Origin of the sequence: Streptomyces harbinensis (assembly GCF_900116145.1) — a bacterium.
Lineage (GTDB): Bacteria > Actinomycetota > Actinomycetes > Streptomycetales > Streptomycetaceae > Streptomyces > Streptomyces carpaticus.
In genome coordinates this window covers 645,550-670,033 of sequence record NZ_FPAB01000001.1, presented here as the reverse complement: position 1 = coordinate 670,033, position 24,484 = coordinate 645,550, and the positions used below count along the sequence as shown (strand labels likewise).

Here is a 24,484-nt window from a genome sequence, read left to right as displayed (position 1 = left end):
GGCGGGGGCGTGGTGGGTTCTCGCATGACGCAGTCTCTCGGGCTTCCTGGCTCGATCCGTCCGGTCCGCACACGGGCCACGGGGCGCGGCCGGGCGGATCGCCGGTCGGTGGAAATGGGGGCCGTCAATGGTCTTCTTTCCCTCGGAACATCAACAATATGATTTCCGGCCATTCTGGGGATATGGCTCGGGAGTTGTTCAGTACACCAGTAATCCGTCCGAGGGAAGGGCCACCGCGTCGAGTTCCGTATCGGAAAGCAATTCCAGTGCCGCACCGAGACTGTTGAGAATAGGACGGCCGCCGGCATTGGCGCTCGTATTGATCAGTACCGGAAGACCGGTGTGCGCCCCCAGCGCGTAACAGAGCCGGTGCAATCGCGGTTGCAGAACGGCGTCCACCGTCTGGAGCCGAGCCGTCCCGTCGAGATGCCGTACTTCCGCCAGGCGTTCGCTGTGCTCGGTGCGGACCCGAACGGCGAAGAGCATGGCGTCCGCGTGATCCAGCGGACCCGAGAAGTAGCGGGCCGCCTCCTCACGGGGGCACAACGGAGCCACCGGCCTGAACCACTCGCGGCCCTTGATGGTCTGCGACACATGCCGCCGTGCGCCGGGCCGGTGCGGGGAGATCAGGAGGGAACGGTGGCCGAGCGCCCGCGGCCCGGTCTCCATCCCGCCTTCCAGCCAGGCGACGCAGCGTCCGGCGGCCAGCAGCGCGGCCACCGCCTCCGTGAACTCCTCCGGGTCCGGGATCTCCCGCGTCCGGCGGTCGGCCAGTTCCGCGGTGTGCCGGGGCCCCAGCGGACCGGTGTCCAGGGCCGGGCCGGCGTATCCGGCGCTCGCCCAGCCGCGGTGGCCGGTGAGCCGGGGGCGGTCCGCCGGGGGAGCGGCGGCCAGCGCGGCGCCCAGCGCGACACCGGAGTCGTCACAGGCCGTCGGCACCAGGACGCGGCGGAAGAGGCCCGACTCGGCCAGCGCGGTGTTCGCGGTGATGTTCAGCGCGCAGCCCCCGGCGTAGCACAGCGTGTCATGGCCGGGGAAGCGGCGGCTCAAGCCGGTCACCAGCCGCACCAGGTCGCTCTCCACCGCTGCCTGGAGGGTCGCCGCCAGATCCTGGCAGCTGGGGTCCTCATGGCCGCTGCCCACGGTCAGCACCGCGCCGTCCGCGGTGCGGATGGCGTCGGGGAAGATCGAGCCGAGTGAGTGCACGACATCGTCGTCGGCGCTGTCGGCGAGACCGCCGTCCAGATAGCCTCCCGCGGCGGGGTCCAGCTCCCACCAGGTGTCGGCGTAGCGCAGCGCCGTGCCGGCGAGGTCCGCCGGGTCGATCGGATCGTAGAGGTCGGGCTCGGCGCGGCGCACCCGGTCCGGTACGAGCATCGCCCGGAGCACGGGCAGCAGTTCGTGCCGTACCCGGCCGACCGCGGCGAGTCCGAGGAGTTTCCCGGTGTCGAACTGCCCGCCGTGGACCCGCCGGGCCAGCGCCTCGTACAACAGCCCGAAGCGCGGGCCGTTCCGGTTGGTGAAGGACAGCACCGGGGTCAGAGTGGACCCCTCACCGAGCGCGACCATGCCGCATTCGGTGTAGTTGCCGGTGCCGTCCAGAGCCAGCACCAGGGCGCGCGAGGCCCCCGAGGTGTAGTAGGCCAGTGCGGCGTGCGCGTAGTGGTGGCGGACGACCGTGACCGTGACCTCCCCGAGCTCCCGGGCCAGCGGCCAGTCCTCGGACTTGACGCGGCGCAGCACCCGGTCCGCCGCGTCGCCGCCGGCGCCCGTCCAGGCGACATCGCCCTCGACGAGCTCCACCAGTCCCGGCGGCAGGACCCGGCAGGCCCGGGTGTAGTAGTCGGCGACGGCCAGTTGGGTGACGGGTTCGTCCGCGCGGTCCCGCAGCTCCGCGAGCCACCCGGCAACGGCGGCCGGGAACTCCGCGTTGCCCGCGCAGACATGACGGAAGCCCAGGCGGCGTTCGGCCTCGATGACATGGACACCCGACGCCTGGGTCAGGGCGACTCCCGCGTCGTGTCCGAGGTGCAGTCCGATCGTAGGCATACGGGGAGCGGGCCCTTTCGTCGTGAAGGCGGGACGCGGGTCACCGGCCAGGACCTCGCGGCCGGTGACACGCCTCCTGAGGGATGGGTCGGGGCACGACGCGGTCAGGACGGGGCGGCGGACGGCTGGATCTGCGCGTAGTGCCGCTCCAGCAACCCCTGCACGATCTCCCTCATGTAGGCGCAGTAGCCCGGGGACATCCGCTGGATCGACCCGTTCTCCTCCTCCAGGGCCCCGGCGGACCCGCCGGAACAGGTGCCCTGAAGCTCGCAGCCCTGGCAGCCCGGACCATTGGTGTAGGCGCGCATGCCGTAATCGGCATAGGCGGGAGAGCTGAACACGCCCCGCCAGTCGTCGATCGTGCCGAGCTTGCGGGCGGTGGCCTTGCAGGCGAAGACACTGCCGTTGGGTTCGATGGACAGCTGCCGGCCGACCGCCGGGCAGGTCTTGTAGTCGGCCTGCGCGGCCCACTTCCGCTCGTCGACGATCATCTGGAACGTCTGGTACCAGTAGCCGCTGAGCTGAACGCCGCGGGCTCGCCCGTAGTCGACGGCGCTCAGCAGCCGCTGCGCCACATCACGCGGGTGGTGCTGCTCGAAGAACTCCTTGGCCTGGAAGGAGACGATGACGTCGAGCGAGTCCAACCCGGCCTCGGCAACGAAATCGATCAGCGGGGTGCCCCACTTGTCCCAGGTGTACTGGGACAGCACGGTGGTGATGCTCACGGGCACCCCCGCGTCCCGCATGTCCAGGATCGCCTTGCGCACGACGCCCCAGGGGGTGCGCTGCTGCTGGTTGCCCCGGTATTCGCCGGTCTCGGGGACCAGGTAGTCCACGGACACCGTGGTCGCCACCCGGTGCCGGGCCAGCTCGGCCAGGAGTTCGTCATCGATCCGCGAGCCGTTGCTGGTCAGGTCGTAGGAGAGCGAGACCCCGTCGCAGCTGTCCCCGAAGGTCCGCAGGACATGCAGGATCGTGCCGCGTGCCAGAGTGGGTTCACCACCGAAGAACGAGACCGTCAGATGGCCGCCGCCGTTGGCCTTGCGCAAGGCGACCGCCTCACGGACGGTCTTCTCCGCCACCTCCCTGGACATGTGCATCGACGGATTGCGGCCCTGGTCGGTGCCCTGGTTCCAGTCCCCGTGGGCCAGGGTGGGGCCCGAGTCGGGCCGGCTGCTGCGCAACTGCACCAGCACCGGCCCCGGCTTCACCGATTCGCCGGAGGAGTTGCGTTCCTCCACACCGCCGTCGAAGTTGTAGGCGAAACAGCCCTGACAGGAGAAGTTGCAGGCATTGGTCAGCACCAGCTGGATCGAGGAGTGGAAGACCCCCTGGTCCAGCACCTCACGGCGCGCGGCGAGGAGTTCATCGATCTCCCGGGCCTCGTCGTGCCCCGCCTCCACCAGGAACCGGGCGTCGATCAGCTCACGCACCGCACTGTCGCCGTACAGCTCGCGCAGTTCCTCCAGCGATCGGGCGGTGCCGGACTCGGCCAGCAGGCTCACGATCTCGTGGTCGACGATCCGGGCGTTGCCGAACAGGGAGTGGTACGCCATGGTGCGCTCGGGACCGTTGTACGACTGCGGCTTGCCCCCGAACCGGCTGAAGTCGCGGTCCCCGGAGGTGCGCAGTGTGCGGGCGTAGCGTGAGGGCTGGAAAGTAGTGGCAGACAAGTCGCTCTCCCCGGGGGTTCCGCTGGTGAAGGTTGAGGGCGAGGCGTGGCACGGACGCCGCACTCGCGGGGAGGAGGGAGCCCGGTCGTACCCCGTGGCCCCCTCCTGTTCGCCGGCCGGACGTCAGGCCGGCGTCTCCTGGGAAGTGACGGTCACGGGGGGCAGCTCCGCACGAGTGCGGGCCGGGGTGATCGTCGGGGCGTTCCCCTTGTCGGGGGAGACCGACGCGCAGGGACGACTCGACGCGGTGACCGGCGGATTGGTCACCTTGAGAACCTCAGCCATAAGCCACTCCTTCGGTAAATACTCGGATGCGATGCCGGAAAAGCCATTCAAGCAATGCGGCACACGGTTAATCAGCCGTGTTTCAGGTCATCATTCCGTTCGCTCACACGAGTGAATTCTTACCGCGCCGCCCATTCGAACAGGGCGCCCTGGATCTTCTCCCTCCGGTGAAACGGAGCGGCAGCCGGAGGCCGGCCGTGAGATCCGTCAAGACCACACAGCCTGGGCCGATGAAAGCAACATGGCCGCCCTCGTCCGGATAATCGGAGGTGCCGTTCGGCCGGCCCCCAACGGGCCGCCCCAACCGGTGTGACGGCACGGCGGGCAGCGGCGCGGAGAGTCGATCATGGCGTGAAAGACCGATGGGACGCCGCCCCTCCCAGACCCACTCCGGGCGGACAGCGACCGCAGGAGCCGCGCCGGTCAGGAGAGCGCGGGGATGACCTGCTCCCCGTACGCGTCCAGCACCTCCTTGCGGGCGTCGTGCATCGCGTACACGGCGAACTGGTCGACGCCGAGCGCGCGCAGCCTCCGCAGCCGGTCGATGTGCGCCTGCGGCGGCCCGATCAGACAGAACCGGTCCACGATCGCGTCCGGCACGAACGCGGTGTCCGGATGCCCGGAACGTCCGTGGTGCGCGTAGTCGTACCCGCGCCGCTCCCCGATGTACGCGGTCAGTTCGCGCGGCACCCGCCCGGAGTCCTCCCCGTACCGGGCCACCAGATCGGCCACGTGGTTGCCGACCATCCCGCCGAACCAGCGGCACTGTTCGCGGGCGTGGCCCAGCGCCCCGGGCGAGGCGTCGGGCGTCACGTACGCGGGGGCCGCCACGCAGACGGTCACCGCGCCCGGGTCGCGCCCGGCCGCGGCGGCGGCCGACCGCACGGCCTTCACCATCCACTCGGTGAGGAACGGATCGGCCAGCTGGAGGATGAAACCGTCCGCCTCCTCACCCGCCAGCCGCAGCGCCTTGGGCCCGTAGCCGGCCAGCCACACCGGCAGCCGCGCGCCGGGGCCGCCCCGTACCCACGGCAGCCGCAGCGCCGTCCCGTCCACCACCGCCTCGCGGCCCTCGGCCAGCTCGCGGATCGCCGCCATCGCCTCGCCCAGCCGGGCCAGGGTGGTGGGGCGCCGCCCGGCCACCCGCAGCGCGGAGTCGCCGCGGCCGATGCCGCAGACGGTGCGCGGACCGTACATCTCGTTCAGCGTGGCGAAGGTGGAGGCGGTGACCTCCCAGGCGCGGGTGGCGGGGTTGGTGACCATCGGGCCGACGATCAGCCGGTCCGTCTCGGCCAGGATCCGGCTGTGGATGACGAAGGGTTCCTGCCACAGCACCGCCGAGTCGAAGGTCCAGCCGTACCGGAAACCGTGCTGTTCGGCGCGCCGCATCAGGGCGACGGTCTCGGTGGCGGGCGGGTCGGTCTGCAGGACGAGTCCGAAGTCCATTCATCTCTCCGTGTACTGGCTCAGGCCGCGCCGCAGGTAACGCCCGTGCCCGGCCCGGCCGGTGAAACGGCGCCGGTCCAGGACGACGGATCCCCGGGAGAGGACGGTGTCCACCCGGCCGGTGATCCGCAGGCCCTCGTACGCCGAATAGTCGACATGCATGTGGTGCGCGGTGGCGGAGATCGTGTGGCGGGCGGCCGGATCGTAGACCACCAGATCGGCGTCCGAGCCGGGCGCGATGGTGCCCTTGCGCCCGTAGAGGCCGAACATCCGGGCCGGCGCGGCGCAGGCGAGATCGATCCAGCGGCGCCGGGAGATCCGGCCGTCCAGCACGGCCTGGTGCAGCAGGTCGATCCGGTGCTCCACGCCGGGCAGTCCGTTGGGGATCCTGGAGAAGTCGCCCCGGCCCAGCTCCTTCTGGCCGCTGAAACAGAACGGGCAGTGGTCGGTGGACACCACCTGGAGGTCGTCGGTGCGCAGCGCGCGCCACAGCGCCGCCTGGTGCTCGCGGGGGCGCAGCGGGGTGCTGCACACGTACTTGGCGCCCTCGAATCCGGGCGCGGTGAGCTGTTCGTCGGAGAGGAACAGATACTGCGGGCAGGTCTCGCCGAACACCGGAAGGCCGAGGTCGCGGGCGCGGGCGAGTTCGGCGACGGCCTCCTGGGCGGAGACGTGCACGACGTACAGCGGGGCGCCGGCGACGCGGGCGAGCGCGATGGCCCGGTGGGTGGCCTCCGCCTCCAGCAGCGGCGCCCGCACCTCGCCGTGGTACCGCGGATCGGTGCGGCCGGCGGCGAGGGCCTGGGCGACGAGGACGTCGATGGCGATGCCGTTCTCGGCGTGCGTCATCACCAGGGCGCCGTTGCCGGCGGCGCGCTGGAGGACGCGCAGGATCTGCCCGTCGTCGCTGTAGAAGACGCCCGGGTAGGCCATGAACAGCTTGAACGAGGTGACGCCCTCGGCCACCAGGCCGTCCATCTCACGGAGAGCCGCCTCGGTGACGTCGGAGCAGATCAGATGGAAGCCGTAGTCGACGGCGCACTGCCCCTCGGCCTTGGCGAACCACGCGTCGAGCCCTTCACGCAGCGCCTGCCCCGGCCGCTGGACGGCGAAGTCGACGACGGTGGTGGTGCCGCCCCAGGCGGCGGCGACGGTCCCGGTGGCGAAGGTGTCGGAGGCGGCGGTGCCGCCGAAGGGCAACTCCATGTGGGTGTGCACGTCGACGCCGCCGGGGATGACGTACTTCCCGCCGGCATCGATGACGCGCTCGGCGCTCCACCCCTCACTGACCCCGCTGCCCCGGGCGGCCAGGGCGACGACTTTCTCACCCTCGACGAGAACATCGGCCTCGACCTCATCGGCAGCGGTGACCACCAGCCCACCCCGCACCATGACCCGCCCCACGCGCCTCGCCCCATCTCACTCGCAGCTGCCGACAGCGGAGGGGACGACCGTAGACCCTGGTAACTCGCTGTGGCAACGACACCACGGTGAATGACGGCGTGGGTGTGTTGTCGTCGGTCCGCCCACCGCGCCGGGTCGGGGGGCGCGAGGTGGGGTGTCTCGGCCGGCCCTTCCCGGGGGGTATCGCTGTTCCGCCGCGCGGCCGACGCCCGCTTTCCGTTAATGAGACCGGACACCTTTTCTTCAGGCGCCTTATGTGCAACTGTCAAGTGGGCATGACCGGCCACGGGTGGGGAGTTCGGGCAGGCGCCTGAGACAGGTTCGCCTTCCGGATTGCGGCTCTTCGGATCCGTGACGCCGAAACCGGTGTGCGCAGCGGAAATACCATGGTGCAAGCTTGCGCGATGGCGAGACGTCGGCGGGGCGGCACGCTCTCCCCGGGGCGGCCGTCCCGTGATCCGTCAGCGAATACGCGCCACGCGCCCGCCGCACGGAGAGCCCGGTGATGGCGGGAGAGTTGTGTGGCGGAACGGTCTCCGAGGGGGCGATCGTGTCCCCCATCGCTCGGAGAAACCTGCTCGATAATATGAGCGCTGGCGGGAACTTCCCGCGTGTTTGGCCTGATCTTGACTCCGGTGCCGTGATAATGGCGTGCTACTTTTGCCGCTGCACTCGATTTCACTGATCCGGGAACCCCGGCGAAAGGAACGAGGGAAATGGCCAAGTCGACGAAACTCAGCAAGCCGGCGCCGACCTACTCGCCGGACCACTGCGCGGTCCCGTCCAAGGTCGCCGCACAGATCACCCCCAGCCGGCCCACGTGCCCGCTGGCGACTGCCGACAAGCGTCGCTGATCATCCACAGGACACCGGCCGTGTTCCCGGACCGGGTCCGACCGGGGCGCGGAACACGGCCGGTGCACGTCCACCGGGGAGATGAATTGGGTACCACACATTACTTGACTTCCGAATACCTGCGTACCCTCCGCACCGGCGACAGCGACTTCGGTAGAACTGGGGGACTGCTCGCGGAGCGGAGCGGAACGGACGACGAGATCGTATTCCACGCGCTGTTCGGAAATGCGCGCCTGGTCGACCGCGAGGTTCTCGAACTGCTCGATTCGGCTCAGCGGACGCCGATGTCCCTGGACGCCCTTCGGGAACGCATGGAAAGCGACGTACTGCGTGACCTTTTCGCCACCCAGTTCCTCGTGCCGGAGGGCCACGACGAGCAGTCGGACATCGACGACCTGCTGCGGACGCGCGCCGAACTGCTGCCCAAGGGAAACCTGCTGTCGGTGCTCCAGCTCGTGCTGACGAACGCGTGCAATTTCACCTGCGACGGCTGCTTCGCCTACAACTTCGACGGCGCGCAGCGCGAGCGTGTCGAACAAGGCGAGTCGGTCAAGGCGGGTCCCGTCCTGCTGCAGATCAGAAAGCGGCAGGATTCCGCCTTCGGAGCCGGGGACTGGAACCGCGGAACGTCGCCGGGCCGCAACCCGTCCATGCACATGAGCCCCTCGGTGGCGGAGCACACCGTGCGACAGGCCGTCAGGACCCGGGCCGAGAGCGGACAGAACGAGCTGTCGATCGCGTTCTTCGGCGGCGAGCCCACCCTCAACCGCAAGACGATCCTGCACGTGCTCGACACCTTCGGCAGCGAGTGCGACGGCGTACGGCTGTCCTACCGGATGACGACCAACGGTTCCCGGATGGACGACGAACTCATAGCGGCGCTGGCGCGCCACCAGGTGGGTGTCTCCGTCAGTGTCGACTACCTCGACCCGGAAACCGGGGAGTATCGCGGCGGGCAGCAGCAGAAGACCCCGTGGCCGGTGGTCCGTTCGGCGATCGAATCGCTGCGGGCGGCAGGGATCCCGCTGAAGGTCGCCTCGGTGCTCTCCAGCAGCACGTGGCGGCACTGGGGACACCACCTGATCGACGAGCTGGCGCGGATCGGCGTGGACGAACTGGACGTGACGGTGGCCTTCCAGGCGCGGCAGTTCTTCGCCGAGCACCAGCCATCGGAAGTGGCGCAGCGGCTGCTCGCCGCCTACGACTACGGACAGTCGGTCGGCGTGCAACTCACCGGCTACTGGTACCACACGTACCTGATGATCGTGGACGAGGCCAAGTGGGCTGCCCAGGCCGACTACAAGACCTGCCCGGCGATCGGGCGCAAGCTGTCGATCGAACCCAACGGATCGGTGTTCGCGTGCAAGGCGACCAACCGCTCGCTGGGAACCGTCGACGACTGGTCCGGTGTCTTCACCTCCTCCGCCTACCGCGACTACGGGATGCGGGCCTACCGCAACGGCCCGGCGTGCTCGGGCTGTGAACTCCAGGGCACCTGCTCGGGTGGCAGCACCGGGGCACTGGAGGAGGAGAACGGGAGCATCCACGAGATGAGCCCCGGCTACTGCGCGTACATCCGGCAGGTGGTGCACGGACTGCTGCTGCGGCACCGGAATCTGGCACTCGCGGGCTAGAGGGGAGGACTGCATGCGGGCCATCGGCCTGAACTTCGGCCACGACGCCGGCGCGGCCCGGGTCGGTCCGGACGGGGCTTTGGTGATCGAGGTCGAGAAGGAGATCGGCATCCGGCACGCCTGCGCGGGCGGCACCGAGGAGGCGAGGGAAACGCTGCGGCGCTGGACCGCCGACTGGGCCGGAAGCAGCCGGGTAGGGGTGTCGGACTACTCGTTCGTCAAGGCGCCGGTCACCCCCGCCGGTCTCGACACGCTGATCGCCGACCCGACCTGGGCCGCCCCCGAACGCATCGCCGATGCCGTGGTACGGCGGATCGACCCCGGTCCGTGGTTCCTGGCCGACGCGGTCGGCGACGCCGAGGTGTACGCGGTTCGGCACCATTTCGCCCACGCGGCATCGGCCTACTACTCCTCGGAGGCCGATGACGCCCTGGTCCTGGCCCTCGACGGAGCGGGCAACTACGCCGAGTGCGGCATGGTGTGCATCGGAGCGGGCGACCGCCTCACGCCGGTGATGTCGCTGCACAACGAGACCGGCCCGCGGGTAGGGCTGGTGTACGAGGCACTCGCGAAGCGGGTGTTCCGCACCAACTTCGACACGGGCAAACTGCTCGGGCTCAGCGCCGTCGGAACCGTCGACCACGAACTGGCCGAACCCCTGGCCGTTCTGCTGGCCGACAACGCCGCCCGCCGAGCCATGCCGGACCTGCTCGCACCGCTGTCCGACGAACGGCTGGCCGGAACAGCGATGCGGTACGGCGACACGTGGTACCCGTACGACACCGAGGCCGGCGGCTACATCACGGCCCACGTGCGTGCCGGTGAGGACGCGGTGAACTGGTTCGGCCGCCGCTTCCCGGATTCCGTGCGCATGGGTGACCGGGTCGTCGTCGTGGGCGACGACGCGGAGGACCCGGCCACCCAGCACGTGGCCGCCACGCTGCAACACGTCGTCGAGGAGACGCTGGTGCACCTGGTGACCGGACTGTCCGTCCGGTACCCGGGGCACGCGGCGCTGTGTTACGCGGGCGGCTGCGCGCTCAACATCACGGCGAACACCCGGCTGGCCGGCCTCTACCCCCGGATACACATCCCCACCTGCTGCGACGACAGCGGCATCGCACTCGGCGCCGCCCTGGCGGTGGCCGGTGGCCTTCGGGCGTCCGCGACGTTCGCCGGCCCGGCGCTGAGCGCTCCCGGCCCGGCCGCTCAGCCGGCAGGTACCTCCGCGCGCGGTGGTCTCCCCGCTTCCGGTACCTCACGGTTCGCCGACGACGAGGACATGGTGGAGACCGTGGCCGACTGGCTGGCCGACGGCCTCGTGATCGGCTGGGTACAGGGACCGCTGGAGACCGGACCGAGGGCGCTGGGCCACCGCTCGCTCCTGGCGTCCCCCCACATACCCGGCATGCGCCGACGGGTGTCGCAGGAACTCAAGGGCCGTGAGTGGTTCCGCCCCGTGGCGCCGCTCTGCCCCGCGGACGTGGCGGACCAGTACTTCACCGGCCCTCTGAACCACGCGCGGACCATGCTGTTCGCCTGCACCGTCGTCGAGTCCCGTGCCACCGAACTGGCGGAGGTTCGGCACGTCGACGGATCGGCACGCCTGCAAGTCGTCGACCGGGAGGAGAACCCGCTGCTGCACGCTCTGCTGCACGCCGTGGGGAGCCGCACCGGCCTGCCCGTACTCATCAATACCAGTCTCAACCCGGGAGGCCGCCCCATCGTCAACACGGCCTCCGACGCCCGCGACCTCTTGTCCGCGGCCAGGAACACGGCTCTGGTTCTCGCCGACACCCGGACAGCGGTGCGCCCGACGAGCACGAGAGAACGGGCGACCGCCCGGACATGACAGTGCCCCCCTCGCCGGCCGGGCGACCGGCCGGCGTCTCTTTCTCAGTACAGGCCCTCGAAGGTGAGGTCCTTCACCAGGCCCATCCCCGCCCGCACACCGCTCGCCATGGCCTCGGCCAGCAGATGGGCGGGAGATGCCGCGTTCCCGGCGGCCCAGACGAGCGGATGCGAGGTGCGCCCCTCTCCGGTGCACTCGGGAGTGCCCTGCGCGGTCGTCCTCAGGCCCGGTGCGGTGATGATTCCCGCCGCGGGCTTCTTGATCTGCGACAGCAGGACCGCCCCGGCTCCGTAGGTGCTGCCACCCGCCGTGGAGAGCCGCAGCACGCCGGCGTCCACGACGGCGCTCCGTACGGTGTCGGCGACGACCGCGCCGCCGAGGGCGCGCACCCGGTCGGCCGCGGGGCTGTCCACCGCGTCCGGTTCGGACACCAGCACCGTCACCTCCGAGGCGTGGGGCATACACAGCAGCCCCGTCTCCACAGCGACGACGCCGCGGCCCACGACGACGAAATCCGTGCCGCGGTGCTCGTACGCGTGGCAGAACGGGCAGGTGAACACCTGGACTCCCCACGCGCCGTCCGGCACCCACGCCGGTACGTCGTCGGTCAGACCGGTGGCGAGCAGCAGCCGGCGTGCGCGGACGGGACCGGCGGACGTCGACACCGTCACCGTACCCGTCCCGGCGTCCAGATCCGCCCGATCGACCTTTTCCCACCGGATGTCCACGCCGTAGCCCGTGACGGTGCGCTCCATGCCCGTGTACAGCACCTCGGGAGGCACGCCTTCGGCATGCGGCAGATTGTGGACCTCGGGAGAGCCGGAGTTGCGGCGGTCCGGTCCGGACAGCACCAGTACGCGCAAGAGAGACCGGCCGAGCACGGTCGCCGCCGCAAGACCGGCGACTCCGGCACCCACCACCACGACATCCTGATCCCACCTGTCCGACACCTGTGCGCCATCCTTCCGTCATGTGAAGCCCAGTCAAAAACGCTGCTCACCTGGGGCGTTGAACGGATTGCGTACACTACCGCCAAGCAACCCACGGCACGCGGGGGTACTTTGTCCAGGCCGACTGCCACACGCCGCCCCTTGTGGTGCGTACTCGGCTCGACACTGATCTCCCAGCTCGGCACCCAGATGTGTGCGATCGCGGTGCCTTGGTACGTCATCGACACCACCGGAGACGCTGCCCAGGCCGCCTACACGGCATTCGCGGCCACCCTGCCCCTCTTGTTCGCCGGTATGGTGATGGGCAGCCTCGCCGACCGGCTCGGAGTACGCCGCTTCTGCATCCTCGCCGACACTCTGGCCGCGCTGTGCACCGTCGCCATCCCGGTGCTCCACACCACCGTCGGGTTGCCGTTCCCCGTCATGTTCGTCCTCCTGTTCATGGCCGGTTTCTGCGGGCTGACCTCCGCCTATGCCTGCCGGCTGCTGCTGGCGGGCGCGGCCGGGCGATCCGGCTGGAGCGCCGAGTCGGCCAACGGCGCGTTCTTCTCCGCGCAGCGGCTGACGCTGCTCGCCGGACCGGTGCTCGCGGCCGTTCTCCTGCCGTTCACGACCGCCGCCGGACTGATCGCGGTCGACGCCGCGACGTTCGGCTGCTCGGCGCTGCTGCTCGTGCTGGCCGGAAATGTCGGCCCGGTACGCAGCGCACCCGCCCGGTCCGCCCAGGTCGCCAAGAACTGGCGGAGCGGGCTCGACTGGCTTGTCCGGCGGCCGGGCCTGCGCCTGCTCGCTCTGTCGTCGTGCCTGGTGAACGCCGTCGTCAGAATCGTCACCCTGGTCCTGCTGCCCGTCTACGTGGCCGACGTGGCCGGGGAACCGCGGCTGCTGGGACCGCTGGTGACTGCCTTCGGGGTCGGGCTGCTCGGCGGCGGGCTGGTCACCGGACGCCTCGCCGGGCGGTTCGGCGGTGCCCCGGTACTGGTGGGCGCGCAAACACTGATTTTGGCCGGTATGGGCGCGGTTCTCGCCGCGCCGAGTCCGGTGGCTGTCGGCGCGGCTCTGGTCGTGGCGGGCCTGGGGGGTGGCTTGATCGCCCCGGTGGCCATGAGCGCTCTGGACCGGGCGGCCCCCGAGGAACTGCGGGTGCGGGTGGCCGGTGCCTGGCAGTGGGCCACCGCTCTGCTCGGCCCGTTCGCTGTGCTGGCCGCCGGTCCGGCGGGCGAGCTGGGGGACGGTGCCGGGCGGGTCGTCATGATCGCCGGGGCGCTGACCGTCACCTGGGCCCTCACCTTCGCTGCCCGGCGGACAGCGTTCTCGGACACCGGAGTCGTCCCCTCTCCGGTCCGCTGACCCGCGGCACCCTCCGTACCCCGGGCCGGCCCCGGCTCCGGGCGAGGGGCTCCGGAGCCGGGGCGGCCGGGTGAGGCGTCAGTAGCCGTAGACCATCCGGTAGGCGACCTCCGGCAGGAACTGGCCCGCCGTGGAGCCCGATCCGACGCCGCAGTTGCCGTCGGACTCGCCCGGGGTCTTGATCCACAGCAACATCTCGGCGCCGCCGCCCTGCTGGGAGGGCGTGCCGATCTTGCGGCCGGCCGGGTTGCACCACTCGCCGTTGGAGCCGTTGCCGTTGCGGCTGGTGTCCACGACGAACGGCTTGGTGTAGCCGTACCGCTGGCCCAGTATCTGGTTGACGCTGTTGCCGTAGGAGGAGGACTCGTCGGTGCGGTAGAAGTTCGAGACGTTGAGGGAGAAGCCCCGCGCCAGGTTCAGCCCCGAGGAGTTGAGCCGGTCGGCCATGGTCGAGGCGTCGATCCAGCCGGCGTTGCCGCCGTCGAGGTAGACCCAGGCGTTCGGGGCGGTGGAGCGGAACTGGGTGAGGGCGTTGATGAGCATGTTCTGCCGCTCGACGATCTGGCCCTGGGACATGCAGCTGTAGTCGCCGAGCGCGTCGGGTTCCAGCACGATGACGGCGGGACGGTTGCCCACCCCGCGGGCGAACTCGGACACCCAGCTCCCGTACGCGGACGGGGACGGCGCGCCGCCGCCCGAGTGTCCGCCGCAGGCGTCGCGGCCGTACATGTTGTACGCGACGAGGATCGGCAGCTTGTTGGCCGACTGGGCCGCGCCGGTGTAGGAGTTGACGGCGGAACGGATGTCGCCGCTCCAGGAACCGAACCAGCGGGCCATCGGGGTGCGGGCGATGGAGTCCCGGATCGCGGCGGCCCGGCCGTCACCGGGGTTGGCGGCTGCCCAGGCGGCGGGGCTGGAGTCGGGGTCCACGTAGAAGCCGTCGGTCATGGCGAGCGGGTCGGCCGCCGGTGCCGGTGCCGCCTGCGCGGCCGGCGAGGACGTGAGGAAGAGCGGCAGGGCGAAGAGGGCTGCCACGGCCCCGCGGAGGAGCTTGCGCACGGATGTACCTCGCTTTGTGGAGGGCTGGAGGCGCCACCCGGCTCTCGTCCGGAGCCGGGGTGACGCACCGGGCTGCGGCGTCCGTACCCGGGTGGCGCGTCGGGACGTGCCGCGGTGTGATTGGAAGCGCTCCCAGAACCGGAGCGCGCTCCCGAGGTAGCTCGCTCGGTATGGTGTGTGCGCTGTTGAGACCTGTCAAGGGCTGTCGCCGGGCTACCGTCGATCCGGGTCTGGTGGGAGACTTGGGAGCCATGAATTGGAAGCGCTCCCAGTTCTGGGCGCGCTGCCTCGGCACAGCGGAGAGGCTCCGGGATCCATGGCAGACGCGCCGCGCCGCAAGCCCACGCTCGACGAGGTGGCCGAGCGGGCCGGCGTCTCCCGTTCGGCGGCCTCCCGGGTGCTCAACAACGCGCCGCACGTCCGGCGCGACAAGCGCGAGGCCGTCCAGCGCGCCATCAGGGAACTCGACTACGTACCGGACACCACCGCGCGGGCCCTGGCGACCAGCCGGCGGAACGCGGCGGCCCTGGTGATCTCGGGGGAGACCCCGTCGATCTTCGCTGACCCGTTCTTCGCCCGGGTGATCGTCGGCGCCTCCGCCGCCCTGGAGGAAGCCGGACTGCATCTGATGCTCTGTCTGGCGGCCTCCGACCGCAGCAGGCGGCGCCTGGAGGAACTGCTCCGCGCCCGCGGCGTCGACGGCGTCCTGCTGATGGCGGTGCGGGAGAACGACCCCGTGCTGCACATCGCGGGCGGGACGGAGCTGCCCGTGGTCTTCGGCGGGCGCCCCGTGGGGTACGAGCCGCCGTGGTACGTGGACGTCGACAACGTCGGCGGCGCGCGCCGGGCCACGGAGCACCTGATCGGCCGGGGGCGGAGCCGGGTGGTGATGATCTGCGGGCCGCTGGACAGCCAGGTGAGCCGGGCACGGCACCGCGGCTACCGGGAGGCCATGATCCTGGCCGGTCTTGAGCCGCTGCCCCCGGAGTACGGCACCTTCGCCCGGCCCACCGGCGCCGCCGCCATGACCGGACTGCTGGAGCGGCATCCGGACCTCGACGGGGTCTTCGCCGCGAACGACAACATGGCCGCCGACGCGCTGCGCGCGCTGCGGGAGGCGGGCCGGACGGTCCCCGGTGACGTCGCGGTCGTGGGGTTCGACGACCTGGACATCGCGAAGATCACCGAACCACCGCTGACCACGGTCCACCAGCCGATCGAGGCCCTGGGCCGCGAGATGGCGCGTCTGCTCGTACGGCTCGTCGCCGGCGAGGAGCCCAGCTCCCTGATCCTGCCCACCGAACTGGTCACGCGCGCCAGCACGTAAAGGTCAACTCCCCGGTGTGACCGCGCCGTTAGGGTGCCGGTGACAGCCACAGCGCGGGATGGAGACCACGATGACAGCGCACAGCGGCGGCCCTTCGCGGATCGACACGACGGTGCCCCACTCGGCCCGGATCTGGAACTACTGGCTGGGCGGCAAGGACAACTACGAGGTCGACCGGGTCGCGGGCGACGCGTTCCGGCAGGCGTCTCCCGGCATTGACGTCGACGCGCGGGCCGGCCGGTATTTCCTGGTCCGGACGATCCGCTATCTGGCCGGTGAAGCGGGGGTACGGCAGTTCCTGGACGTCGGCACCGGGCTGCCGACCGTGGACAACACGCACCAGGTGGCCCAGCGCGAAGCGCCCGAATCCCGCATCGTCTACGTCGACAACGACCCGCTGGTGCTGCTGCACGCCCAGGCCCTGCTCACCTCGACGCCCCAGGGCGCGACCCGGTACATCGACGCGGACCTCGCCGACCCCGAGTCGATCATCGCGTCGGCCGCCGGACTCCTGGACCTCTCCCGCCCGGTGGGGCTCATCCTCAGCGGCATCCTCGGACATGTCACCGACTACGACGAGGCCCGTTCCATCGTGCGCCGCCTGCTGAAGGGCCTGCCCTCCGGCAGCTACCTCTCGCTGCACGACGCGCCCGACACCGACCCGGAGCGCGCGGCGGCCCAGGACCAGTACAACCGCACCGGAGCCGTCCCCTACATCCTGCGCACCCCCGAGCAGATCGCCGGGTACTTCGACGGCCTGGAGATCGTCGAACCCGGCATCGTCCGCATCCCGCTGTGGCGCCCGGACCTCGCCGGGGCCGACGCGGACGTCAGCGCCAGCGTCGGCATCGGAGGAGTCGGCCGCCTTCCCTGAACCCGCTCGTCGCGGGGTGTCCGGAAAATCTGGCACCGCCGTGCCCTGGGTCTGTGCCGCCGGCGTTTCCGGCGGCGCCGGGCGGCGGCCGATCCCGCGGTGGTCGGTCGGCGCGGCGGTGTCGTCCGCGCCCTGGGGGGCGGAGGGGGTGAACGGCCGCGCGGTCAGGGGGTGGGCGGCTCCTGGGCCGCCGCGAGGGCCGCGTCGGTGTCCGCGGTGGCCAGCGCGGCGTTGATGCGGGCGCCGGCCAGCGCGCCGGCCGCGGCGGCGGCGCCGACCTGCGCCGTCGGGTCGGTGGCGTTCCCGGCCACCCAGACGCCGGGGACCTCGGTGCTACCGGCCAGGGCGGAGACGAAGCGGCTCCCCATGGCGTCGGGCAGTTCCTCCACCGGCAGCCGCAAGCCCTCCAGCCCCTCGGTACGGGCCCTGGCCCGGGTGACGACGGCCAGGACCCGCCGTTCCACCACACTGCCGTCCGTCAGGCGCACGCCCGCCAGGGCGCCGCTCCGGTCGTCGACGACCTCCCGCACCGGGGTCTCCACGACGCGGATGCCACGGGCGGCGAACCGGGCGCGGGTGTCCGCGTCCAGCTCGGTGCCGCGCGCGAAGTAGACCAGATCGTCGGTCAGCTGGCGGAACAGCCAGGCGTGGTGGACCGAGGCGGGCCCGGTGGCGAGAACGCCGACCGGCTCGTCGCGTACCTCCCAGCCGTGGCAGTAGGGGCAGTGCACCACGCTGTGCCCCCAGTGCCGCGCCAGGCCGGGCACGTCGGGCAGTTCGTCCCGCAGCCCGGTGGCCACCAGCACCCGGCGCGCGGTCAGCGTACGGCCGTCCGCCAGGCCGATGGTGAACCGCGGGTCGCCCTGGGCGGACGGCGTGGACGGTGCGGCCGAGACCACCTCGCCGGTGACGATCCGGCCACCGTAGTGGCGTACCTGTCGCCGTCCCCGTTCGAGGATCTCCCCGGGCGGGGTGCCGTCCAGGACGATGAAGCCGTGCATGGCGTCGGCCGGTGCGTTGCGCGGGGTGCCGCTGTCGATCACGACGACCGAGCGGCGGGAGCGGGCGAGCATGAGGGCCCCGTTCAGCCCGGCGGCGCCGCCGCCGATCACCACCGCGTCCACGGTTTTGGTGGGCAGTCCGTCGCTCCGGTCGGGGGAAGCCGGTTCGGTCATGGTGCGCCCTTTCGTCGTCGTGGTCCCGTGGCCGGGACCGCCTGGACCCGACGGTAGGCGGTGTTGTGCGAAACGCATACGATGTTGCGCATGACGCAAGAAGATGGGCAGCTGGACGGCCTCGTACGCAAACGGATCCGCGCCCTGCGGCTCGCCCAGGGCTGGTCCCTGGAAGAACTGGCCGCCCGCGCCCATCTCAGCCAGTCCTCGCTCAGCCGCATCGAGAACGGCCGGCGCCGCCTCGCCCTGGACCAGCTCGTCACCCTCGCCCGGGCCCTGGACACCACCCTGGACCAGCTGGTGGAGAACGCCGCCGACGATGTGGTCATCAGCCCGACGATCGACAGCGCCCACGGTCTGCTGCGCTGGCCCGTCAAGGGTGACCCCGGGATGAGCGTGATGCGGCAGCGGCTGACCGATCCGCCGCCCGACAATCCCGCCCGGATGCGGGCCCATCCGGGCCACGAATGGCTGGTGGTGCTGTCCGGCACCGCCGTGCTCATGCTCGGCAACCGCCGGTTCCGCGTCGAGACCAACCAGGCCGCCGAGTTCCCGACCATGATGCCGCACGCGATCGGCGCCGAGGGCGGGCCGTGCGAGATCCTGGGCATCTTCGACCGCGACGCCCGGCGCGGCCACCAGCGCGAGACCGCCGAGGGGAGCGAGGGTGCCGGGGGTGCCGAGGGCGCTCGGGGCGGGTGACGGGACGGGGGCGGGGGCCGGTCGCTCTTGCCCGCGGGGCCGGGGGAAGGGCCTTCTTCTTGCGTACTGCGCAAGACATCATGCTTCCGGTGCATGATGCCCGTACGGTCGGTGCCATGACCCCAACGCATCAGCACACCCCGCACGACGACAACGGCGGCCTGGCGGAGATCCTCGACCTGGACGCCGAGGTGCTCGCCGAGCACATCGCCTCCATCACCGCCTGGCTGCCGATCACCGCAACCCCCCGCCGCATCGTGGATCTGGGCTGCGGCACGGGAATGGGCACCTTCGCACTCCTCGACCGCTTCCCCGAGGCGCACCTCACCGCCGTCGACAACTCGGCCGCACACCTCGAACGCTTGCGCGACAAGGCGCACGCCCGTGGGGCGGCGGAGCGCGTGCACACCGTCGCGGCCGACCTCGACGCCGCCGACTGGCCCGATCTCGGCACCCCGGACCTGGTGTGGGCCTCGGCCGCGATGCACCACATGGCCGACCCAGCCCGCGCCCTGAGCACCGTGCACGACCTGCTCGCCCCGGGCGGCCTGTTCGCCGTGGTCGAACTGGACGGCTTCCCGCGCTTCCTGCCCGCCGACGCCCCCGCACACCGGCCGGGACTCGAAGAACGCTGCCACCGGGCGACCGACGCCTTCCACGCCGAGCACGTCCCGCACCGCGGCGCCGACTGGGGACCCCTGCTGTCCGCCGCCGGTTTCACCGTCGAGGACGAGCGCACCCTCACCGTCCACATCGAAGGCGCCCGCGGCGACGCCGTCGGCCGCTACGCCCGGGCCGGCCTCCAGCGCATCCGCGCCGCCGCCGCGCCGGCCCTCGACGCCGCCGACCTCGCCGCACTCGACGAACTGCTCGACCCCGACAGCCCGCACAGCATCCTGCGCCGCGACGACCTCGCCGTCCGCACCACACGCACCGTCTGGGCGGCCCGCCGGTCCTGACCCCCGACGGCGGGGGCGGGACGGAGGGGTCGCGACGGCGCCATCGCGTCGACGCGCTACGCCTTCGTCCGCCGGTTCGCGGCGGCCCCGGGACGGCGTACGCGCCCCGATGGGTGACGGCCGGGAACCGGGCGGGGGCACGGTCCGACCCACGTAGCGCCGCGCGGCCGGATGCCGGAGGGATGGCCCCGCCGCCCCTCCGGCACCGCTGCCGGCGACCCCCGACCCCGTTCCGGAGACCGTCCATGAACCAGCTCATCAACCGCCGCGCGCCCGCCGCCGGCTTCGTCGCGCTGCTCCTCGCGCTCTTCGCCGTGGCCCACGCCACCGGCTCCCACCTCGGCCCCGTCGCACCCGGCATGCACCCCGGCGCCGGCGACCCGGCCACCGTCGGCGAGGGCGGCGGCCACGGCCACGGGGCGGGCCGGTGAGGGTGCGGACCACGGTGACGACCGATCTGCGGGTGAGCGGCATGACCTGCGCGGCCTGCGTGCGCCGGGTCGAGAAGCGGCTGGCGGAACTCGCGGACGTGCACGCGACGGTGAACCTGGCCACCGGCATCGCCCGGGTGACGCACCCGCGGGAGACCGGCGCCGAGGATCTCGTACGCCAGGTGGAGAGCGCCGGGTACCCGGCCACCGCGGTCGGCGAGGAACCCGCGCCGAAGGAGACTCCGACCGAGGGGCCCGCCGAGCGGCACCGGCTCGCCGTGACCGCCGTGCTCTCCCTTCCGGTCATCGCGCTGTCGATGGTGCCGGCCTGGCAGTTCACCCACTGGCAGTGGCTGTGCTTCGTGCTGGCCGCGCCGGTCGTGGTGTGGAGCGCGCATCCCTTCCACGCGGCGGCGGTACGCGGGCTGCGGCACTCCTCCGCGTCGATGGACACCCTCGTCTCCCTGGGCGTGACGGCCTCCTTCCTGTGGTCGGCCTACGCCCTGTTCTTCGGCGGCGCCGGGGAGCCGGGCATGCGGATGCCGTTCAGCTTTCTGCCGTCGGCCTCCGACGGCGTCGCCCACATCTATCTGGAGGCGGCCGTCGCGGTGCCGCTGTTCGTGCTGCTGGGCCGGGCACTCGAACGCCGCGCGAAGGCCGGGACGGGCGCCGCGCTGCGGGCCCTGGCCGGCCTGGCTCCGGCCGAGGTGACGCTCCGGGCGGCGGACGGCACCGAGCGCACCGCGCCCCTCGCCGAACTCGCCGTGGGGCAGGTGTTCGTGGTCCGCCCGGGCGAACGCGTCGCCGGCGACGGAGTCGTCGTCCACGGCCGGTCGGCGCTGGACACCTCCCTGATGACCGGCGAGAGCAAGCCGGTCGAGGTGGCCCCCGGGTCGCCCGTGCTCGGCGGCGCCGTGAACAGCGGCGGCACGGTACGGGTCCGGGCGACGGCGGTCGGCAGCGAGACCCAACTGGCCCGTATCGCCCGGCTGGTGGCCGACGCCCAGGCCGGCAAGGCACGCGTCCAGCGGGTGGCCGACCGGGTGGCCGGGGGCTTCGTGCCAGCCGTGCTCGCCGTCGCGGTGACGGTGCTCGGCTTCTGGACCGGGGCCGGCGCCGATCCGCAGGCCGCGCTCACGGCGGCGGTCGCCGTCCTGGTCGTCGCGTGTCCGTGCGCGCTGGGACTGGCCACGCCCACCGCGTTGCTGGCGGCCACCGGGCGCGGGGCGCGGCTGGGCGTGCTGATCTCGGGGCCGCGCGCCCTGGAGGCGCTGCGGCGGATCGACACCGTCGTCCTCGACAAGACCGGGACGCTGACCACCGGCCGGATGACGGTCGCCCGGTGCGTGGTGCGGGAGGGCGGCATCGGGGAGGCGGAGGTGCTGCGGCTGGCCGCCGCCGCGGAGAAGCCCGCGGAACACCCGCTCGGCCGGGCCCTGGTCGCCCACGCCACCCGAGGCGGGGAGGACCTGCCCGCGGCGGAGGAGTTCACCGCCGTCCCCGGCAGGGGTGTGACCGCGCGGGTCGAGGGGCGGAAGGTGGAGGTGTGTGCGGCGTCCGCCCTGGCCGGACTGCCCGCGGAACTGACGGAAGCGGTGTCCCGGGCGGAGGCCGGGGCGCTGACCCCGGTCCTCATCGTCGTGGACGGCAGGCCGGAGGCGGTGGCCGGGATCGGCGACGCCGTGCGCGGTGGCGCCTACCGCGCGGTGGACCGGCTCCGGCGGCTGGGCATCCGGCCCGTTCTCGCGACGGGAGACGTCCCCGGAACGGCGCGTGCCGTGGCCGCCGAACTCCGCATCGCGGAGGTGCACGCGCGGCTGACCCCCGAGGACAAGGCACGCCTGGTGGCCGGCCTCCGCGCCCGGGGCCGGCGGGTGGCGGTCGTCGGCGACGGGGTGAACGACACCATCGCGCTCGCCTCCGCCGACCTGGGGATCGCCATGGGCAGCGGCACGGACGCCGCGATCGGCGCCGCCGACATCACCCTGGTCCGCCGCGATCTGGCGGCGCTCGCCGACGCCGCCGCGCTGGCCCGCCGCACCCTGGCCACCATCCGCGCCAACCTCGTCTGGGCGTTCGCCTACAACGCGCTGTTGATCCCGACGGCCGCCACCGGCCGGCTCAACCCGATGGTCGCCGCGGCGGCGATGTCGCTCAGCTCGCTCCTCGTCGTCCTCAACAGCCTGCGGCTGCGGGCCTGGACGCCCGCCCCGCCCCGCCCCCACCGCAACGGCCCGAGGAGCATCGGATGAGCCCCCGCCCCACCGAGGACAGCACCGCCGCACCGCGGCGGCCGGGCCCGGCCCGCCTGCCGGGCGCGTTCCGGGCGGCCCTCGCACCGGTCGCGGCCGGGCTGCTGACGCTGGCCTGCCTGAGCCTGTGGGCCGGGACCGGCCGGGCGGGCACCCCCGCCGCGATCGAGGCCGGCGAGGGCCGGGTGTTCCTGCCCGTCCTCGACACCCAGGACACCACCGGCGTCTTCTTCGACCTCGTGAACACCGGCGGGTCGGACGACCAGCTTCTGGAGGTCCGTACGGAGAGGGGCCGGACGATGTTCTCCGACCGGGAACTGACCACGGGCGCCGGACGGATGGTGATGATCCCCCGGGTCACCGTACCGGCGGGCGCCACCCTGGAGATGAGCCCCTTCACCCCCAATGTGATGCTCTCCCCGGACCGTCCGCTCGCCGAAGGGGAACGGATCGACTTCGTCCTGCGCTTCCGGCAGGCCGGCGAGATCCCCGTCACCGCCGTGGTCGTGCCGCCCGGCAGCTGACATCCCGTCTCCGGGGCGCGCGCGACGCGGTACCACCGCCTCCCACGCGCCCCGGGACGGCGCCGGCGGTCAGACCCGCTCGGCGTCGCGCAGCGTCCGCACCAGATCGGCGCGGGCCCGGGAGACCCGGGACCGTACGGTGCCCACCGCGCACCCGCTGAGCGAGGCGCAGTGCTCGTAGGACAGGCCCCACACCTGGGTGGCGAGGAACGCCTGCCGGCGTTCCGCGGTGAGGGTGCCGAGCAGGGCGCGCAGCGCCACCGCCTCGTCGAGGCCGTGGACGGCCTGGGCCCCGGGTGCCTGACGGACCTCGGCCTGCCGCTCCCAGTCCTCGCCGTCGGCGAGCCTGGGCCGCGCCGAGGCGCGGCGGACACTGTCCACCACGGTGCGCCGGGCGATCGAGAACAGCCAGGTGCGGGCCGAGGACCGGCCCTCGAACCGTCGCAGCGCCACGATCGCGCGCAGCATCGTCTCCTGCGCCAGATCCTCCACGGCGTCGGTGTCCGGATGCAGGAACGCGAGGTAGCGGGTGACGTCCGCCGCGAAGGCCGTCACGAAGCGGGCGATGTCCTCCGGTGCTCCGGAGCGGGCGGCGGTCAGTGCCAGCCGGGTCCGGTCGTCGGTCGCCGGGCCGGGCTCGGGCGTCCCGAGTGCCGCGCCGGTGGGTCCGCCCTGGGGGTACGGTCCTGACGGCTCACTGGTCAGGGCAGGGGTGATCATGGAAATGACCTCGTCACGGATGAGAGAGGAGACGACCGGTACGCCGGTCGTCCGGGTGCTCACCGGACCGCGGCGCGGCCCGGCCTCACGACGCGGTCCGCGTCGCGCTTCCCCGCTGTCGTCGGACGACAGCCCGCCGGCGGGGCGGCCCCCGCGAGATCATCGTGTGCAGCAACAGGCGTGCCCGCAGCACCGGAACGTCCGCCGAGGGCACGCACGCGGGCCCGGGCTGCTGCGGGACGGGCGCCGACCACAGCCGGGCCAGCCACAGCGGCGCGACCAGCCACAGGCCGAGCAGCCCCAGCACCGCGCAGGTCGCCCGTTCGCCGCACGCCAGCCACAGGCCCGACAGCAGTGCGGCGCCGAGGTGGGCCAGGAGCATGCCGGCGGAGTGGTGCTCCCCGGCACCGTGGGCGAGGTGCGCGCCCGCCTGCGCCGCGTGGTGGGCCGGACCGGCGTGATCGTGCCCCGGCACGGTGAGACCCGCGGCCGTGATCAGCTCCGCCGCCCGGTCGGGGGACAGCGGTGTCCACGGGCCGTCACCGCACAGCAGGGCGCGCGCGAGATCCTGCACAGCCGACGCCCCGGACGCCCCGTCCGGGGGCGTGCCGGCCCGCTGCCCGGCGGAGAAGGCCAGGTGCAGACCGGCCTGGGTGCCGAGGGCCGCGAGCGTGACGGTGACGGGCCGCCGGTCCGTACCGGCGCACAGCCAGGCGCCGAGGGCGACGGCCGCGAAGGCGGCCATCGCGACGGGCGGTGGTACGGGCGCACCCGAGGCGTGCACGTGACCGACCAGGGCGAGGACGACGCAGACACCGGCGAACACCGCCGCCCTGATGCCGCGCACCGCTCCGTCCAATCGCATGGTGCGCTCATGCTCTCACCGGCGCGGACGGCCGGATCCGCCGGTCCCGTCGCATGCCGTGGTGCCGGCTCGGGTGGTGCGACCGCATCTCGGTGCCGT

20 protein-coding genes are annotated in these 24,484 nt (G+C 72.4%); 10 read left to right on the top strand and 10 right to left on the bottom strand.

From position 1 onward, the window contains the following. Positions 1-198 precede the first annotated feature (198 nt). The 5 genes from BM385_RS02995 to hydA all read right to left on the bottom strand — a co-directional run bounded on the left by BM385_RS02995 (position 199) and on the right by hydA (position 6,845). Entirely contained in the window at positions 199-2,049 is a 1,851-nt protein-coding gene (locus BM385_RS02995; RefSeq protein WP_093842089.1) for a carbamoyltransferase C-terminal domain-containing protein, read from the bottom strand. 104 nt (positions 2,050-2,153) lie between these two features. Then, positions 2,154-3,722 carry a radical SAM/SPASM domain-containing protein gene (locus BM385_RS02990; protein WP_093842088.1) on the bottom strand — a complete coding sequence of 523 codons (1,569 nt, stop codon included), beginning with the start codon at positions 3,720-3,722 and terminating at the stop codon, positions 2,154-2,156. Positions 3,723-3,845: 123 nt separating this feature from the next. After that, the gene (locus tag BM385_RS27010; RefSeq protein ID WP_175542902.1) at positions 3,846-4,007 is read right to left on the bottom strand and encodes a hypothetical protein; all 162 of its coding nucleotides are present in this window, start codon (positions 4,005-4,007) and stop codon (positions 3,846-3,848) included. A gap of 423 nt (positions 4,008-4,430) precedes the next feature. Next, complete coding sequence (locus BM385_RS02985) at positions 4,431-5,453, bottom strand: TIGR03842 family LLM class F420-dependent oxidoreductase (RefSeq protein WP_093842087.1); 1,023 nt, start codon at positions 5,451-5,453, stop codon at positions 4,431-4,433. Beyond that, a complete protein-coding gene (gene hydA / locus BM385_RS02980) occupies positions 5,454-6,845 on the bottom strand; it encodes a dihydropyrimidinase (RefSeq protein WP_093842086.1) in 1,392 nt (463 codons plus the stop codon). A 970-nt stretch (positions 6,846-7,815) separates the two neighbouring features. Here hydA and BM385_RS02975 point away from each other — a divergent pair. Both BM385_RS02975 and BM385_RS02970 read left to right on the top strand, forming a co-directional pair. Further along, a complete protein-coding gene (locus tag BM385_RS02975; protein ID WP_019434211.1) occupies positions 7,816-9,345 on the top strand; it encodes a radical SAM/SPASM domain-containing protein in 1,530 nt (509 codons plus the stop codon). Positions 9,346-9,358: 13 nt separating this feature from the next. Then, positions 9,359-11,197 (top strand): carbamoyltransferase C-terminal domain-containing protein, encoded by a 1,839-nt coding sequence (locus BM385_RS02970; protein WP_093842085.1) that lies wholly within the window; start codon positions 9,359-9,361, stop codon positions 11,195-11,197. 44 nt (positions 11,198-11,241) lie between these two features. On the opposite strand, the gene BM385_RS02965 is transcribed toward BM385_RS02970, so the two are convergent. Beyond that, positions 11,242-12,147, bottom strand: coding sequence for an FAD-dependent oxidoreductase (locus BM385_RS02965; RefSeq protein WP_019434213.1), 906 nt, complete (start codon positions 12,145-12,147; stop codon positions 11,242-11,244). Between the two features lie 141 nt (positions 12,148-12,288). On the opposite strand from BM385_RS02965, the gene BM385_RS02960 reads away from it, so the two are divergent. Then, positions 12,289-13,497 (top strand): MFS transporter, encoded by a 1,209-nt coding sequence (locus BM385_RS02960; RefSeq protein WP_019434214.1) that lies wholly within the window; start codon positions 12,289-12,291, stop codon positions 13,495-13,497. Between the two features lie 78 nt (positions 13,498-13,575). Here BM385_RS02960 and BM385_RS02955 read toward each other — a convergent pair whose 3' ends face one another. Then, the gene (locus BM385_RS02955; RefSeq protein ID WP_019434215.1) at positions 13,576-14,556 is read right to left on the bottom strand and encodes a glycoside hydrolase family 6 protein; all 981 of its coding nucleotides are present in this window, start codon (positions 14,554-14,556) and stop codon (positions 13,576-13,578) included. A gap of 316 nt (positions 14,557-14,872) precedes the next feature. Between BM385_RS02955 and BM385_RS02950 the strand changes: the two genes are divergently transcribed. Together BM385_RS02950 and BM385_RS02945 are read left to right on the top strand one after the other, a co-directional pair. Beyond that, on the top strand, positions 14,873-15,883 hold the full coding sequence (locus BM385_RS02950; protein ID WP_019434216.1) for a LacI family DNA-binding transcriptional regulator: 1,011 nt from the start codon (positions 14,873-14,875) through the stop codon (positions 15,881-15,883). A 70-nt stretch (positions 15,884-15,953) separates the two neighbouring features. After that, complete coding sequence (locus BM385_RS02945; RefSeq protein ID WP_026047494.1) at positions 15,954-16,757, top strand: SAM-dependent methyltransferase; 804 nt, start codon at positions 15,954-15,956, stop codon at positions 16,755-16,757. A 164-nt stretch (positions 16,758-16,921) separates the two neighbouring features. Here the strand turns inward: BM385_RS02945 and BM385_RS02940 are convergent, their stop codons facing one another. After that, the gene (locus BM385_RS02940) at positions 16,922-17,932 is read right to left on the bottom strand and encodes an NAD(P)/FAD-dependent oxidoreductase (protein ID WP_093842083.1); all 1,011 of its coding nucleotides are present in this window, start codon (positions 17,930-17,932) and stop codon (positions 16,922-16,924) included. Between the two features lie 90 nt (positions 17,933-18,022). Here BM385_RS02940 and BM385_RS02935 point away from each other — a divergent pair, with 90 nt between their 5' ends. The 5 genes from BM385_RS02935 to BM385_RS02915 all read left to right on the top strand — a co-directional run bounded on the left by BM385_RS02935 (position 18,023) and on the right by BM385_RS02915 (position 22,800). Beyond that, positions 18,023-18,634, top strand: coding sequence for a helix-turn-helix domain-containing protein (locus BM385_RS02935; RefSeq protein ID WP_217650932.1), 612 nt, complete (start codon positions 18,023-18,025; stop codon positions 18,632-18,634). A 116-nt stretch (positions 18,635-18,750) separates the two neighbouring features. After that, entirely contained in the window at positions 18,751-19,593 is an 843-nt protein-coding gene (locus tag BM385_RS02930) for a class I SAM-dependent methyltransferase (protein ID WP_093842081.1), read from the top strand. Between the two features lie 245 nt (positions 19,594-19,838). Then, positions 19,839-20,024, top strand: a complete 186-nt coding sequence (locus BM385_RS02925) for a hypothetical protein (RefSeq protein ID WP_093842080.1) — start codon at positions 19,839-19,841, stop codon at positions 20,022-20,024. 41 nt (positions 20,025-20,065) lie between these two features. After that, positions 20,066-22,276: a heavy metal translocating P-type ATPase gene (locus BM385_RS02920; RefSeq protein ID WP_175542915.1), complete on the top strand. Its 2,211-nt coding sequence runs from the start codon at positions 20,066-20,068 to the stop codon at positions 22,274-22,276. Continuing rightward, the gene (locus tag BM385_RS02915) at positions 22,273-22,800 is read left to right on the top strand and encodes a copper chaperone PCu(A)C (RefSeq protein ID WP_093842078.1); all 528 of its coding nucleotides are present in this window, start codon (positions 22,273-22,275) and stop codon (positions 22,798-22,800) included. Before BM385_RS02920 ends, BM385_RS02915 begins: the two co-directional genes overlap by 4 nt. A 69-nt stretch (positions 22,801-22,869) precedes the next feature. Here the strand turns inward: BM385_RS02915 and BM385_RS02910 are convergent, their stop codons facing one another. Further along, positions 22,870-23,520, bottom strand: a complete 651-nt coding sequence (locus tag BM385_RS02910; protein ID WP_246338046.1) for a sigma-70 family RNA polymerase sigma factor — start codon at positions 23,518-23,520, stop codon at positions 22,870-22,872. An 85-nt stretch (positions 23,521-23,605) separates the two neighbouring features. Beyond that, complete coding sequence (locus BM385_RS02905) at positions 23,606-24,385, bottom strand: hypothetical protein (RefSeq protein WP_139275136.1); 780 nt, start codon at positions 24,383-24,385, stop codon at positions 23,606-23,608. Between the last annotated feature and the right edge of the window lie 99 nt (positions 24,386-24,484).

Bases quoted from the DNA above. Each gene is read 5' to 3' on its own strand.
- BM385_RS02995 (WP_093842089.1), bottom strand. From the start codon at position 2,049: ATGCCTACGATCGGACTGCACCTCGGACACGACGCGGGAGTCGCCCTG.
- BM385_RS27010 (WP_175542902.1), bottom strand. From the start codon at position 4,007: ATGGCTGAGGTTCTCAAGGTGACCAATCCGCCGGTCACCGCGTCGAGT.
- BM385_RS02985 (WP_093842087.1), bottom strand. From the start codon at position 5,453: ATGGACTTCGGACTCGTCCTGCAGACCGACCCGCCCGCCACCGAGACC.
- hydA (WP_093842086.1), bottom strand. From the start codon at position 6,845: ATGGTGCGGGGTGGGCTGGTGGTCACCGCTGCCGATGAGGTCGAGGCC.
- BM385_RS02970 (WP_093842085.1), top strand. From the start codon at position 9,359: ATGCGGGCCATCGGCCTGAACTTCGGCCACGACGCCGGCGCGGCCCGG.
- BM385_RS02950 (WP_019434216.1), top strand. From the start codon at position 14,873: ATGGCAGACGCGCCGCGCCGCAAGCCCACGCTCGACGAGGTGGCCGAG.
- BM385_RS02945 (WP_026047494.1), top strand. From the start codon at position 15,954: ATGACAGCGCACAGCGGCGGCCCTTCGCGGATCGACACGACGGTGCCC.
- BM385_RS02940 (WP_093842083.1), bottom strand. From the start codon at position 17,932: ATGACCGAACCGGCTTCCCCCGACCGGAGCGACGGACTGCCCACCAAA.
- BM385_RS02935 (WP_217650932.1), top strand. From the start codon at position 18,023: ATGACGCAAGAAGATGGGCAGCTGGACGGCCTCGTACGCAAACGGATC.
- BM385_RS02930 (WP_093842081.1), top strand. From the start codon at position 18,751: ATGACCCCAACGCATCAGCACACCCCGCACGACGACAACGGCGGCCTG.
- BM385_RS02925 (WP_093842080.1), top strand. From the start codon at position 19,839: ATGAACCAGCTCATCAACCGCCGCGCGCCCGCCGCCGGCTTCGTCGCG.
- BM385_RS02920 (WP_175542915.1), top strand. From the start codon at position 20,066: ATGACCTGCGCGGCCTGCGTGCGCCGGGTCGAGAAGCGGCTGGCGGAA.
- BM385_RS02915 (WP_093842078.1), top strand. From the start codon at position 22,273: ATGAGCCCCCGCCCCACCGAGGACAGCACCGCCGCACCGCGGCGGCCG.
- BM385_RS02910 (WP_246338046.1), bottom strand. From the start codon at position 23,520: ATGATCACCCCTGCCCTGACCAGTGAGCCGTCAGGACCGTACCCCCAG.
- BM385_RS02905 (WP_139275136.1), bottom strand. From the start codon at position 24,385: ATGCGATTGGACGGAGCGGTGCGCGGCATCAGGGCGGCGGTGTTCGCC.